The 12,659-nt window shown below is 61.3% G+C and carries 14 protein-coding genes and 1 other annotated feature; of the genes, 10 read left to right on the plus strand and 4 right to left on the minus strand.

The features are described from left to right. Positions 1-1,197, plus strand: coding sequence for an aminotransferase class V-fold PLP-dependent enzyme (locus QOV41_RS13735; RefSeq protein ID WP_284577297.1), 1,197 nt, complete (start codon positions 1-3; stop codon positions 1,195-1,197). 57 nt (positions 1,198-1,254) lie between these two features. After that, a complete protein-coding gene (locus QOV41_RS13740) occupies positions 1,255-1,977 on the plus strand; it encodes a FadR/GntR family transcriptional regulator (RefSeq protein ID WP_284577298.1) in 723 nt (240 codons plus the stop codon). A gap of 89 nt (positions 1,978-2,066) precedes the next feature. Here the strand turns inward: QOV41_RS13740 and QOV41_RS13745 are convergent, their stop codons facing one another. Beyond that, on the minus strand, positions 2,067-2,267 hold the full coding sequence (locus tag QOV41_RS13745; protein WP_284577299.1) for a hypothetical protein: 201 nt from the start codon (positions 2,265-2,267) through the stop codon (positions 2,067-2,069). A 169-nt stretch (positions 2,268-2,436) separates the two neighbouring features. Next, positions 2,437-2,488, plus strand: a sequence feature (sul1 is cis-regulatory element that is thought to sense ions involved in sulfur or methionine metabolism; They are found in Alphaproteobacteria). Between the two features lie 249 nt (positions 2,489-2,737). Here QOV41_RS13745 and QOV41_RS13750 point away from each other — a divergent pair. From QOV41_RS13750 to QOV41_RS13770, 5 genes are all read left to right on the plus strand, one after another. Continuing rightward, positions 2,738-4,225 (plus strand): SulP family inorganic anion transporter, encoded by a 1,488-nt coding sequence (locus tag QOV41_RS13750; protein WP_284577300.1) that lies wholly within the window; start codon positions 2,738-2,740, stop codon positions 4,223-4,225. 13 nt (positions 4,226-4,238) lie between these two features. Then, complete coding sequence (locus QOV41_RS13755) at positions 4,239-5,093, plus strand: universal stress protein (RefSeq protein WP_284577301.1); 855 nt, start codon at positions 4,239-4,241, stop codon at positions 5,091-5,093. Positions 5,094-5,112: 19 nt separating this feature from the next. Further along, positions 5,113-5,463, plus strand: coding sequence for a TraR/DksA family transcriptional regulator (locus QOV41_RS13760; RefSeq protein ID WP_284577302.1), 351 nt, complete (start codon positions 5,113-5,115; stop codon positions 5,461-5,463). 179 nt (positions 5,464-5,642) lie between these two features. After that, entirely contained in the window at positions 5,643-6,920 is a 1,278-nt protein-coding gene (locus tag QOV41_RS13765; protein WP_284577303.1) for an MFS transporter, read from the plus strand. Positions 6,921-7,000: 80 nt separating this feature from the next. Next, complete coding sequence (locus QOV41_RS13770; protein ID WP_284577304.1) at positions 7,001-7,462, plus strand: DUF4126 family protein; 462 nt, start codon at positions 7,001-7,003, stop codon at positions 7,460-7,462. A gap of 50 nt (positions 7,463-7,512) precedes the next feature. On the opposite strand, the gene QOV41_RS13775 is transcribed toward QOV41_RS13770, so the two are convergent. Beyond that, positions 7,513-8,064, minus strand: coding sequence for an EF-hand domain-containing protein (locus QOV41_RS13775; RefSeq protein ID WP_284577305.1), 552 nt, complete (start codon positions 8,062-8,064; stop codon positions 7,513-7,515). A 270-nt stretch (positions 8,065-8,334) separates the two neighbouring features. Between QOV41_RS13775 and QOV41_RS13780 the strand changes: the two genes are divergently transcribed. Then, positions 8,335-9,261, plus strand: coding sequence for an MYG1 family protein (locus tag QOV41_RS13780; RefSeq protein WP_284577306.1), 927 nt, complete (start codon positions 8,335-8,337; stop codon positions 9,259-9,261). 42 nt (positions 9,262-9,303) lie between these two features. On the opposite strand, the gene wecB is transcribed toward QOV41_RS13780, so the two are convergent. Then, entirely contained in the window at positions 9,304-10,452 is a 1,149-nt protein-coding gene (gene wecB, locus QOV41_RS13785) for a non-hydrolyzing UDP-N-acetylglucosamine 2-epimerase (RefSeq protein WP_284577307.1), read from the minus strand. 174 nt (positions 10,453-10,626) lie between these two features. On the opposite strand from wecB, the gene QOV41_RS13790 reads away from it, so the two are divergent. Beyond that, a complete protein-coding gene (locus QOV41_RS13790; protein WP_284577308.1) occupies positions 10,627-10,881 on the plus strand; it encodes a hypothetical protein in 255 nt (84 codons plus the stop codon). Between the two features lie 83 nt (positions 10,882-10,964). Here QOV41_RS13790 and QOV41_RS13795 read toward each other — a convergent pair whose 3' ends face one another. Continuing rightward, positions 10,965-11,654 carry an outer membrane protein gene (locus QOV41_RS13795; protein ID WP_284577309.1) on the minus strand — a complete coding sequence of 230 codons (690 nt, stop codon included), beginning with the start codon at positions 11,652-11,654 and terminating at the stop codon, positions 10,965-10,967. Positions 11,655-11,991: 337 nt separating this feature from the next. Between QOV41_RS13795 and QOV41_RS13800 the strand changes: the two genes are divergently transcribed. Beyond that, positions 11,992-12,585, plus strand: coding sequence for an acyloxyacyl hydrolase (locus QOV41_RS13800; RefSeq protein WP_284577310.1), 594 nt, complete (start codon positions 11,992-11,994; stop codon positions 12,583-12,585). Positions 12,586-12,659 lie beyond the last annotated feature (74 nt).

The following is a 12,659-nucleotide window of genomic DNA, read 5'->3' on the forward strand; positions in this document are numbered from 1 at the left end:
GTGTCCGCCAATCTTGCCCGACAGTTTTTGCTGCGCGAAGACGTCGTCTTCCTCAATCATGGCTCGTTCGGCGCCTGCCCCCGGCCGGTGTTCGAAGCCTATCAGCGGTTCCAGTTGGAGCTGGAAAGTGAGCCGGTGGAGTTTCTGGGCCGGCGCCTCACCGAACTCATGCGCACGCCGCGCGAGGTGCTTGCGGCCGAACTCGGGGCGGCGCCAGCAAATATCGCAGCGGTGACGAACGCCACGAGCGGCCTCAACATCGTCGCCCGCTCGCTGCAGCTGCGGCCCGGCGACCAGATTCTAACCACCGACCACGAGTACTCGGCGCTGGAAAAGACCTGGGCTTTTGTTTGCCGCCAGACCGGCGCGGAAGTGGTCGTGGTGAAGGTGCCACTGCCGCTGGTTTCCGAAGCCAATTTTACCGATGCGATCATCGCCGGAATGACTGAGCGCACCCGAGTACTCTTTCTCAGCCACATTACCTCGCCGACCGCCCTGCTCTTCCCCATCGCCGAAGTGGTGGCCGAAGCACGCCGCCGGGCGATCTGGTCGGTCATCGATGGCGCTCATACGCCGGGGCACATTCCGCTCGAGCTTGATAGCTTGGGCGCGGATTTCTACGCGGGCAATTGCCACAAATGGATGATGACACCCAAGGGGTCCGCCTTTCTCTATGCGCGTCCGGAGGTGCAGGGCCTGCTTGATCCACTGGTTATCAGCCACGGCTGGACGGCGCAGAGCAAGGAACCGGGGGCCAAAGGGGCCTTCGGCAACTCGCCCTTTATCGACGAAATCGAGGTGCAGGGAACACGCGACCCGTCGGCGTGGCTCGCCATGCCAGAAGCAATCCGCTTCCGGCAGGACAATGACTGGACCGGCGTCGCTGCACATTGCACCGCTCTGGCCCAAGACACTGCGCGGCGACTGCAGGGACTGACCGGCCTCGCGCCATTGTCGGCCCCCGAATTTTCGGCGCCGCAAATGGTGGCGATGCCTATTCCCGAATGCGACACCGCCGAGGTCCACAAGACCTTGTTCGATCGGTACAAAATCGAAATGCCAGTCTTCCGGTGGCAGGACACCTACATCGCCCGGCTTTCGGTGCAGGGTTATAATTCTCGACCGCAGATGGACGTTCTGCTGGAGGCGCTCGGCGAACTGCTCGATCTTGGTGAGCCTCGGCGCGCGCATGGCTGACAACGGCGCCAAGATGTGGTGTTTGGCGCCAGCGAAGATGCCTCAAGGACTGGGCTCATGAGTCGGCAAGCACCGCTGCACTTTCTCGAACCGCTGGAGAACCGATCCCGCAACGTGGCGGTGTTGGATGCCCTTGCCGAGATGGTGGAGCGTGCCGGTTTGCAGATCGGTGATCGGCTGCCGCCGGAAACCTCACTGGCGACGAGCCTAGGTGTTGGACGATCGACCATACGGGAAGCGCTTAACCGCTGGGAGGGACTGGGAATCATCCGGCGCCGGCGCGGTGATGGCACCTATTTGTCAGCTCGGGTGCAGACCTCGCGGGGCATTGTCCCGACCATGGTCAGGCTGGAAGGCGAAGCGCTCCTGCGGCTTATGGAAATCCGCCGGACGCTCGAAAATGACGTCGTTCGTAAGGCGACGTTGAAGGCCACGCGCGCGCAACGTGAAGAGATTTCCCGCTTGTGCGAGATCTTGCTCGTCGAAGTTGATGCCGGTCGCCCCTGGCGCAAGGCCGACCACGCCTTTCACGGCGCTATCTATGACGCGTCGGGTAACCCGATGTATGGGCAGTTGCTGATGAACCTCGACCGCGCCCTTGAGCGAGGCGGTTCGTCGCCCTTTTCGGCCGACGCCTTTGGGCTTGGCTCCTTCCCCATGCACCGGGATCTCGCCGATGCCATTTTGGTCGAGAATGTGGATCGAGCGACAGCGGCGATCAACGCGATCCTCGATTCGGTTGAGACCGAGGTGCGCGCTATCATTGCCTTGGGGAAGTAGCGGACGGCAGTACCGCCCGCCTCTATGGTCTCGCTTACCGATGAGGTGCCAAGCGAGGCAATTGTTAGCGTCTGACGCTGAGTGTCAGGTCAGTTTGCGATGACGGCACCGGTAGCAGCGCCAGCACCAGCGCCTACGACTGCACCAGGGGTACCGGCGACCGCTCCACCAACTGCAGCACCTGCGACGCCACCAACGGCTGCGCCAGTGACGGTCCGCTGCGTGGACGTGCAGCCGGTGATCGAGAGAGCCGCGACGGCGACGACGGCGATTGGGGCGAACTTCTTCATCGGGATGCTCCTTTGTGCGTGATGCCAATTGAACAAACCTATGGGCATGCAGTTCCGACGTTGGTTGCAGTTTGTCTTAGGCAAAGAATGCTGAGCTGTCGTTTCAATCGGCATTGATGTTGGTGGAAGGTTGCTATCGGGCAGAGATTGGGGCAATAACGGGCTTGTCGTCGGACCCGCTTGGCGGGTGGCTTCTCCGGGCGCCTATCCCCCGGTCAACTCAAGCACAGTATTTGACAGATCTGCGTTCGCGCATTGTATCCAGCACCACTGTTCTTCGACCCCTTCTGAATAGCTCTTTTATCCACGGCTTGCCGCATTTGGTGGGCCGATCGCGATAGCAGGATTGTTCCCGCTACTGAAAGAGCCGGAAGCCACTGGATCACTGCAGCGACGCACCGAGCCGAATGCGGGGCATCTACTCTGCTGCGCATTCCCACGCTGAAGCCCTACTCTTTACGGAAGAATAAATGATCGAAACCTTGCACCGAATGCGCGCCGAATGGTTCGGCAACATTCGTGGAGACATACTCGCCGGCCTTGTGGTCGCACTTGCCCTGATCCCGGAAGCCATCGCCTTTTCGATCATTGCAGGCGTCGACCCCAAAATCGGCCTTTACGCTTCCTTCTCCATCGCCGTCCTGATCGCTTTTGTGGGTGGGCGCCCGGGCATGATCTCGGCGGCAACGGCCGCCACGGCGGTGCTGATGATTACCCTGGTGCGGGATTATGGGCTAGAATATCTGCTGGCCGCGACCGTTCTTGCGGGCCTGCTCCAGATCGCGGCCGGGTTCCTGAAGCTGGGCTATGTCATGCGGTTCGTATCGAAGTCGGTCATGACCGGCTTCGTCAACGCGCTGGCCATCCTGATCTTCATGGCGCAATTGCCCGAGTTGACCAACGTGACCTGGCTCACCTACGCAATGGTGGCTGGCGGTCTCGCGATCATCTATCTCTTCCCGCGCATCACCAAGGCGATCCCTTCGCCGCTGGTGTGCATCGTGGTGCTGACGGCTATTTCGATCGTCCTCGGCATGGACCTGCGTACCGTGGGCGACATGGGCGCATTGCCCGACACCTTGCCGGTGTTCCTCATTCCGCAGATCCCGCTCACGCTTGAAACGCTCCTCATCATCCTGCCCTACTCAGCCGCCGTTGCGGTGGTGGGGCTGCTGGAATCGTTGATGACGGCACAGATCGTAGATGACCTGACCGACACCAAGAGCGACAAGAACCAGGAGTGCATCGGCCAGGGCATTGCCAATACGGCCACTGGCTTCATTGGCGGCATGGCAGGTTGCGCGATGATCGGGCAGTCCATCATCAACATCAAATCGGGCGGGCGTGGCCGCTTGTCGACCTTCATGGCCGGGGTGTTCCTGCTGTTCATGATCCTGGTGCTGGGCGATCTGGTCAGCATCATCCCCATGGCGGCTCTGGTCGCGATCATGATCATGGTTTCGATCGGTACCTTTTCCTGGGTGTCGCTGAAGAACCTGGTCGTGCATCCCCGCAGCTCCTCGATCGTCATGCTCGCGACCGTGGTCACGGTGGTCTACACACATAACCTCGCAATCGGCGTGCTGATCGGCGTCCTACTGTCCGGCATCTTCTTTGCGTGGAAGATATCGCAGATCTTCCGCGTCACTTCAGTTGCGTCCGATGACGGCCGGGAACGCACCTATACGGTGGAAGGGCAGATCTTCTTTGCGTCGGCCGAGGACTTCACGGCCGCGTTCGACTTCAAAGAGGCGCTCGACAAGGTCACCATCGATGTCAGCCGCGCCCACATCTGGGATATCTCAAGCGTCCAGGCGCTGGACATGATTATCCTCAAGTTCCGCCGCGAAGGCGCGGAGGTGCAACTGGTTGGCATGAACAACGCCAGCGAGACCATCGTCGACCGACTGGCTATCCATGACAAACCAGGGGCGCTCGAACGCCTCATGGGACACTAAGGGAGGATCACCAATGCCTAAGCTCATCGCCTTCGTAGACGGTTCGGTCTACTCTGAAAGCGTGCTGGACCATGCCGCCTGGGTCGCAACGACCATCGGAGCCTCCGTGGACGTCGTTCATGTAATCGGGCGCCGTGATGTATCCAGCGCACCAGTCGATCTCAGCGGCAATCTGGAAGCAGGCGCGCATAGCGCCCTGCTGAACGATCTGGCTGCCCATGACGAGCAACGCGCCAAGCTCGCGCGGGACCGGGGCCGTCTCATCGTCGACACCGCCCGATCCAGGCTGCTCACTGCCGGGGTCGGAGAGGTGCACGCTAAGCTGCGCATGGGCGACATTGTGGATGCGGTCCATGAGCTCGAAGCAGACGCCGATCTCGTCCTTATCGGCAAGCGGGGGGAAGCAGCCGACTTTGCCAAGCTGCACCTCGGCTCTAATCTGGAGCGTGTCGCCCGCACTAGTCGTAAGCCGGTTCTTGTTGCATCGCGCGCCTTCAAGCCCGTCAACCGGTTCTTGATCGCGTTCGATGGCGGCGAGAGCATCATGAAGGCCGTGAACCACATTGCTGCGGGCACGCTGTTCCCCGGTCTTGCCTGTACCATGATCATGGTGGGCAAGGAGACCCCAGAGAACCGCGGCAAGCTGGAGAGTTCGGCGGGGACCCTGCGCAACGCAGGCTACGCCGTCGATGCGCTGATCGAACCGGGCGAACCGGACAAGGTGATCGCAGCCCATGCCGAAGCCGACCACATCGACCTCCTGGTTATGGGCGCCTATGGCCATTCGCGGGTACGCAGCTTCATCATCGGCAGCACCACGACCGAAATGATCCGCTCGGTCCGGATCCCCGTGATGCTGTTCCGCTAGGAAGCGAGCGCCCGGATTCATGCCAGATTCCGATCTCTCCACCGAGATGCTCCCCCGGCTCCAGCAGGAGCTGGAGGAGCTGATCCGGCTTTCGGAAGCTACCGAACAGGACCGCGCGCCCGTGGCCCTCGACCAGCAGAGCGTCGGGCGGCTATCCAGGATGGACGCCATGCAGGGGCAAGCTCTGGCGCAAGCCTCGGACGTCCGGCGGCGTGCCCGCAAGGTTGCCGTAGAGGCGGCCCTGCGCCGCATCGAACTGGGCGAATATGGCTATTGCGAAGACTGCGGTGAGCCTATCGCTGCCGGGCGGCTCAGGGTCGATCCAGCGACCCGGTTCTGCATCTCCTGCGCGCAGTCCTCCGAACGCTAGGCGACCATGCCGCGAGGGTTTACGATCGGCCGACACTTGGGCTAGTTTGACCCAGCTTCATCCGAGCCGCAGTCTGCTCGGTTTCCTTTTCCACCCACCACGGTCCGAGGCTTCGCGAATGCCAGCGGACAATTCAGCAGGCGCTTCTGCGCCTGTTAGCTCCGGATATCGCCTCCAGCATGACGGCCCAGACCAAATCTCCGCCCCTATCCGAACTCACAGCGCGTCAGGTCCAATGGATCGCGGGGGGCTACGCCATGGCGTTTGCGACGATACCGGGGCAGACCATCTTCATCGCGCAGTTCAATACGGCCATTCGAACCCAGTTCGAACTCAGTCACGGGGCGTTTGGCGGCATCTACACCATTGCAACGCTTGCCAGCGCCGTCTGTCTGGTTTGGGCCGGTGGGCTGGCGGACCGGATCGGCGCCCGGGCTTTGGCCATTGCCTCGGCTGTCGGGCTGGGACTGGTTGCGCTCGCCATGTCGGTACAGAACCACATTGTAACCCTCGTGCTGACCTTGGCGGCGCTGCGGTTCTTTGGCCAGGGCATGCTGAGCCACATTGCGATGACGACCATGTCGCGCTGGTTCAACCGCTTCCGCGGCCGGGCGATCTCGCTGGCGGGACTTGGCACCGCCACTGGCGACGCCTTGACCCCGTTTATGATCACCCTGGCTATCCTGACATTTGGCTGGCGCGAGGTTTGGTTCGGCACCGCCCTGACGCTGTTCCTGGTGATCTGCCCCATTATCTGGTTCCTGCTGCGCGACCCACCGGATGGAAAGCGCGCAGTGGCGCGGGGACAGGTCAACCCGGATGGGGAGACCGGTGGCAGCTTGACTGGGTCGCAGTGGAATCGTGGCCGGGTATTACGCGATCCGCTGTTCTTCATGATCATCCCCGGCATCATGGCACCACCAGCGATTGGCACGCTCTACATGTTTCACCAGGCGCATCTGGTGGAGCTCAAGGGGTGGGACCTGACCTTTTTCACAGCCTCCTACCCGCTCCTGGCGCTCACCGTCGTCGTGACGTCGCTCTTGGCGGGAGCGCTCGTCGACCGCTTTGGCGCATGGCGCCTGATGCCAGTTTTCCTTTTGCCCGAAGGGATCGGGTGCCTGGTTTTGGGCCTCATTGAACCCCAATGGTCGAACCCGCTGTTCTTCATCTTGTTCGGTTTGACTGCCGGGATGATGTCACCAGTGGTGGGTGCGCTCTGGGCCGAGGTGTACGGCACAAGGCATATCGGAGCCATTCGCGCATTGGCTACGGCGGCGCTGGTCGCCGCATCGGCCTTGGGACCGGGCATTGCCGGCTATCTGATCGACATCGGTATCGATCTCGACCTGCAGAGCTTCGGCTATGCCGCCTATTGCTTTGGCGGTGCTGCCCTGTTCTTCGCGCTACGGGTGCCGTTCAAGCGGCGCATCGCCGAAACGGCGCGCGGCGAATAAACGAGAGAGCCGGCTGAGGATGCGAGGGAACTGCCCGGTCCGCGACCGGTTGATCTCCCATACTTAACGGGAGATTGCTTGTGCTTGCTTCATTTCTGATGGGCCTCGTGGCCGGACAACGTGCGATGACACCGCTCGCCACCGTTTCTGTAGCCGCTGCCTATGATTTACTGCCCCAAGATAATGGCGCGCCGCGCCTCTTGAGTCATCCGATGGTCGTCACCGGGGCGGTGACCTTGGCCTTGGCCGAGATTGCCGGGGACAAGCAGAAATCGGCGCCGGACCGAATCGTACCGATTGGTTTGACCGCTCGGTTCATCACCTCGGCCATTGCGGGGGCGGCGCTCTCGCCCCGTCGCGACCGGTGGCTGGGTGCGGCGGTGGGTGGCACGACGGCCGTATTGGCCTCCTACCCCGGTTGGAAGGCCCGGCTGAAGGCGATGGAACAGCACGGCCAGACGACGACTGGCCTGGTCGAGGATGCCGCTGTGGTCGCGGGTGCCGCTGCAATTGTCGGCGGGCAGCGCATGATGCGGGGTTAGTTTGAAAACGAGAAGGTGGGCCAAGCGGCCCACCTTCGACTTGCGGATCTTTAGAAGTCGAACCAGCCCTCTTCACCGAGATCACCTGGCTGCGCACCGAACTCGTCGGGGGTCAAGACCTGATCGTCATCGCGGTCAAAGGAGGTGTAGACGCCTTGGTTGAACTCATCCTCGGTCAGCTGGGCGTCGCCATCGGCGTCCCACTCGTTGTAGCGGGCGGTCGTATCCCAGCCAGCCCGGAATTCGGGCTCTTCGATGAAGCCGCTCTCGTCGGTGTCCCAGTCGCCGTAGTCATTGTCGAAAAGCCCGCCACGAGCATATTCATCTTCGGAGATGCCGCCGCTGGCGTCACGGTCATAGGCGCCGTAAAGGCCGGTGCCGATCTCATTGTTGTCCAGATAGCCGCTCGTGTCGGCATCCCAGTTGCGATACATGCCGGTGCCGGTGAAGCCAGTCGAGAATTCGTTCTGATCGATCTGGTTGTCGGTATTGAGGTCCCAACCAGCGTCCTGCGCCAGTACCGGGGTTGCAACCAGCGCGGTGGAAAGCCCAAGGGCTAGAATGAACTTGTTGCATTTCTGCTCTGTGTCCGAACGACTCAAGCCGCTCACCGAACCAATGAGTGGAGGAGCGGCTGCGTTCCTCCACCTGCTGCGCTCGGCTACTGATCTCTGCTGTGATGACCATCAACCCTAGGGTTACGAAGAGATCACGAGTTAGTGGTGAGGTGGAGGAGACGATGCAGCTTACTTGTTGTTAACCCTGGATAACCTGAGTATTGCTTGGTTCAAAGGAGTCTTTCCTGCGAGCGCCTCAGCTCTCGTCGCGTGAGAACCCGCACCAACTCGCAACCTCTTACTGAAGTAGTTCGCATGACCATCGCCTATCTTGTGACCCATTCGGGCGGATTTCATGCGGATGAGCTGCTCTCCAGCGTTGTCCTTACCCGGCTCCATCCGGACGCCGCGATCGTGCGCAGCCGGGCACCTGAATGGATTACGCCGAGCACTGATCGCATCATCTATGATGTGGGCGGCGCCTATGATCCGCAGCACGCCATCTTCGATCATCATCAACGGGGCGCCCCACTGCGCGAGGATGGGCAGCCCTATAGCTCGTTCGGGCTGGTCTGGAGACATCACGGTCGGGACTATCTCGCAGCGAGCGGCATTCCCGCAGAGCATGTCGAAGAGGTCTATGCGGCCTTCGACGCCGATTTCGTGCTCCCGATAGATCTCACGGACAATGGCGCGCTAAGCCCCACGGGCCCCTTGGCGGACCTCACGCTACCGGTACTGCTCGAAACGTTGAAACCAGTGTTCGACGACAAGACGCCAGAAGCCGATGACCGGGCGTTCCATGGGGCGCTGGCAATTGCCCGCAGTTTCGTGGAAGCCCGGGTGGCGCGCTACGCCGCCAAGCTGCGGGCAGAGAGCATTGTTAGCCAGGCCATCGAGGCTGCGGGCTCGAGGCCTATCCTTGAGCTGCCCATGGGCATGCCCTTCCGTCCGGCTATTGTTAAAGCAGGCGCCGAGCACCTGCTGTTTGTCGTGCATCCGCGGGATCGGGACTGGTGCGTCACGACGATCCGGCGGGGCGACGAGGGCTTCGAAACGCGCGCCGATCTGCCGGCGAGTTGGGCTGGGCTGACCAATGCAGATCTCGAGGCTGCCTCGGGTGTGGTTGGCGCCAGCTTCTGCCACAACGGGCGCTTCGTGGCAGCAGCCAAGACGCGCGAGGCTGCGCTCGCCATGGCCGAACTGGCCGTCAGCGAAGCCCAGGCCCATCCCCCGCATTAGCATGACCGTTGAGGGCTGAAGGCTGGCCCTTGGGCGCTTGGCTTAAATCCGGCTTGCTAGCAGGTCGACTATGCGCTCGCCTGCCCGCCCGTCCCCGTAGGGATTGTGGGTCTCAGCCATCTGAAGATAGGCGGTTTCTTGCTCCAAGAGCTGAATAGCCGTGCTGACAATCTTGTCGACGTCCGTGCCGACCAGGCGGGCTGTACCGGCCTCCACCCCTTCTGGACGCTCGGTGTTCTCCCGCATCACCAGCACCGGTTTGCCAAGCGCAGGCGCTTCCTCCTGAATGCCGCCGCTGTCAGTGAGCACCAGATAGCTGCGCTTGAGTAGGTACAAGAAGGGCAGATAGTCCAGCGGATCGGTGAGGATCAGGTTAGGTGTGCCCCGAAGCCGGCGATCAACAATGTCCCGCACGTTTGGATTGGGATGAACGGGGTAGACGATCTGCGTGTCGGGCCGGGCGGCCAGTTGGCTCAGGGCGGTGCAGATCCGTTCGATCCCGCCATCGAAATTCTCCCGTCGATGACCCGTAACCAGGATCAGCTTTTTCGTGGGGTCGAGAAAAGCAAACCGCTGGGCAAAAGAGGCGCTGATGGTGGGATCGGCATCCATAGCCTTGGAGAAATGCAGCAGGGTATCAATGACCGTGTTGCCGGTGACGAATACGCTGGCCTCTTTCTTGCCTTCCGCCAGCAGATTGCGCTGCGCCTGCTCAGTCGGCGCGAAATGCCACTCCGCAAGTTCGCCAAGGACCCGCCGGTTCAGCTCTTCGGGGAAAGGCGAATTGATATCGTGGCTGCGTAGCCCCGCCTCCACATGCGCCACAGGAATACGCTGATAGAAGGCTGCGAGGGCTGCTGCCATTGCGGTCGTGGTATCCCCCTGCACAAGGATTGCGTCCGGGCGAAACGCTTCGATGACCTCCTGCACTCCCGCCAGCACCTGCGCAGTGACCCCAGCGAGTGTTTGCCCAGGGCGCATGACGTCGAGGTCGTCGTGGACGGGCATGCCGGTGAGTTCGACGATACGATCCACCATCTCCCGGTGCTGAGCGGTGATGCAGACCCTGGTTTTAATGCCAGGTCTCGCCATCGCTGCGCGAACGACGGGAAAGCACTTGAGGGCTTCCGGCCGCGTACCGAAAACCACCAGGAGCCGCTTGGCTTGGGGCTGTTGCAGATCGATGCTCATACGGAGCTGCAACGCAGGACATTGGCCGTCAGATGCATCGAGGTGGCTCTGCCCTGAGCCGTAGAGAGGACGAAATTGATAAAATTGCGGGGGGTTAGCGTTACCGGACGCCGGAACTTGCCGTGCGAATACTGCGTGGACATCTTGGCAAGAAGCCGAAGGACCGCTATCGACATGTTGCTGCGTAACCTCCCTATCCAGCTGGATGAAGAAGTAACGATTCTCTTGAACATGGACAAAGATCTCGCATCAGCGATGAACAAGTGGCGTCTTGAGCAGGACCCGCCGCCGGATCCGGTTGCCGCCATTCACGTCCTGCTCAGGCGGGCCCTGGAGGCTGACGGCTACACCCCGGCGACAGATATAGAGCAGACCAAGGACCGCGAGCTGCAGGACCTTGTGCGGGCGTTTCAAGCAGTCAGCCGCTGATGCCGCAGCATGATTGATGCCGCGACCAGGCCGTCGCACACGTTAGCAAACGATGCGAACCGCGGTGTTGCTGCCCCGCTTTTCTAGAACTCGCCGGCGTCGAAGGAGTAGCTGATGCCACCTAGCACATGGTGGCTGGTGAAGTTCGTCGAGAACGTCCCCGCGCCATCGGCAAGGCGCGCGGTGTTAACCGAATAGCTTAGCTTATATTCGCCAAACACACGCCAATCCTCGGCGAACTCATAGCTGGCGCCGGCCAGTGCCTGGAAGGCAGGCCCGGTTAGCTGGTATTCGAAGGTCTCGGTGGCCCCCACGACAGTGCTGGGAGTAGTTGTGACCTCGACATGAGGAATGCTGACGCCGGCCCCTGCCCCGACATAAGCGCGGAGGCCGTTTTCCCAATCATGTTTGTAAAGGGCGTTGGCGGTCAGCAGGTTCAGCCCGTCGGTGAATTCGAGGCGCGTGTAATTGCCTGGCGCGCCGAGTTGGCTTAAATCCGCATAGGCCTTAGCATGGGTGAAGTCGAGCGCTAGGCCCCAGCTGGCGAAGCTCTCCGGCCAGTAGGTCAGCCGAGCGCCATAGTAGACCGGCCCCTCGAACGAGCGCCCTTCCCATTTGAAGTAGCCGCCCTGCACGCTCGTCCCGTTCGAAAGCTCGCCATGGGTATGCGAACTTTCGTTCATCCCGCCGTAGACGGAGACCTCGAGTTCGCCGGCAAAAGCAGCGGTAGACGTCAAGAGCAGGAGCCCAGCAAGGGCCGCAGTTTTTGGCATGGGTGTCACGGGCAAATCAGCGGGATGTAAGGGAATGCTAAGCTCGCCACGGTTGAAGTCAAACCCATGCTGCTGCTCCGCGCAGGTTTTAGGCATGCGTGATAGATGAGCAACAGTACTCCCGAGCCCCCTTTCATTCCGCGGGAAGCGGATGGGCTGGGCACCTTCCGTGGGACCCTTGAACAGCAGTGGTCATCGACTGGCGCGGTGTGGGTCAGCGGCCCGTCCTTGCCAAGGCTCCACAACCATGCTTCCTTCTTGCCTGCAAGCAAACGGGCCGGTTTGGCGGGTCCTTAGCAGCAGCTGCCTGCTAGATGCGTGTTCGAGAGTGAGTTCGATGGCGACATTGAGATCCTGCCTGCTGTTGATGGCTGCACTAGCTGGCACGAGCATGCCAGCCGTTGCCCAAGACCTTCCCTCGGCAGGTGTACTCGATATCGTCGATGAGGTGCGCATCGGCGCCTCCTACCACTTGGTGCATTACACCATGCTGCCGCAGAACCCGCAGGATTGGGTTTGGGATCGGCTAGAGGACGTCAATTTCGACGTTCTGTTCACCTCGCCAGACCTCGACGCGTTTCGGTGGATCGGGTCCCCTCGCCCAGAGATTGGTGCGACGGTGAACCTGCGCGGGGAAGACAGCCTATTCCACGCGGGGCTGACATGGCAGGCACAGCTCTTTGACACGCCGCTTTATCTTGAAGGCACATTCGGCGGCGCCATCCACACTGGCTATTTGGGCGATGAAGCTCCGCTTGGCCGACGCAAGTATGGCTGCCGTGTCAATTTCTATGAGCGTTTCGGCGTGGGCATGACCCTGACCGAAAACGCGACCGCGACACTGGCTTACGAACACATGTCGAACGCCGGATTGTGCGAACATAATGCCGGCATATCCAATCTGAGCCTCAAGTTCGGCTGGAAGTTCTAGCCGCTACGCACCCCTCAGTCGGCCGGCCCGGACCCCTTGCTTCCCTGCGATGGCTACCCTACTTAGACCGGTGC

The sequence above is a fragment of the Devosia sp. RR2S18 genome (genome assembly GCF_030177755.1).
In the GTDB taxonomy this organism is placed as follows: domain Bacteria; phylum Pseudomonadota; class Alphaproteobacteria; order Rhizobiales; family Devosiaceae; genus Devosia; species Devosia rhizosphaerae.

Bases quoted from the DNA above. Each gene is read 5' to 3' on its own strand.
- QOV41_RS13750 (WP_284577300.1), top strand. From the start codon at position 2,738: ATGATCGAAACCTTGCACCGAATGCGCGCCGAATGGTTCGGCAACATT.
- QOV41_RS13740 (WP_284577298.1), top strand. From the start codon at position 1,255: ATGAGTCGGCAAGCACCGCTGCACTTTCTCGAACCGCTGGAGAACCGA.
- QOV41_RS13780 (WP_284577306.1), top strand. From the start codon at position 8,335: ATGACCATCGCCTATCTTGTGACCCATTCGGGCGGATTTCATGCGGAT.
- QOV41_RS13765 (WP_284577303.1), top strand. From the start codon at position 5,643: ATGACGGCCCAGACCAAATCTCCGCCCCTATCCGAACTCACAGCGCGT.
- QOV41_RS13790 (WP_284577308.1), top strand. From the start codon at position 10,627: ATGTTGCTGCGTAACCTCCCTATCCAGCTGGATGAAGAAGTAACGATT.
- QOV41_RS13755 (WP_284577301.1), top strand. From the start codon at position 4,239: ATGCCTAAGCTCATCGCCTTCGTAGACGGTTCGGTCTACTCTGAAAGC.
- QOV41_RS13795 (WP_284577309.1), bottom strand. From the start codon at position 11,654: ATGCCAAAAACTGCGGCCCTTGCTGGGCTCCTGCTCTTGACGTCTACC.
- QOV41_RS13800 (WP_284577310.1), top strand. From the start codon at position 11,992: ATGGCGACATTGAGATCCTGCCTGCTGTTGATGGCTGCACTAGCTGGC.
- wecB (WP_284577307.1), bottom strand. From the start codon at position 10,452: ATGAGCATCGATCTGCAACAGCCCCAAGCCAAGCGGCTCCTGGTGGTT.
- QOV41_RS13745 (WP_284577299.1), bottom strand. From the start codon at position 2,267: ATGAAGAAGTTCGCCCCAATCGCCGTCGTCGCCGTCGCGGCTCTCTCG.
- QOV41_RS13760 (WP_284577302.1), top strand. From the start codon at position 5,113: ATGCCAGATTCCGATCTCTCCACCGAGATGCTCCCCCGGCTCCAGCAG.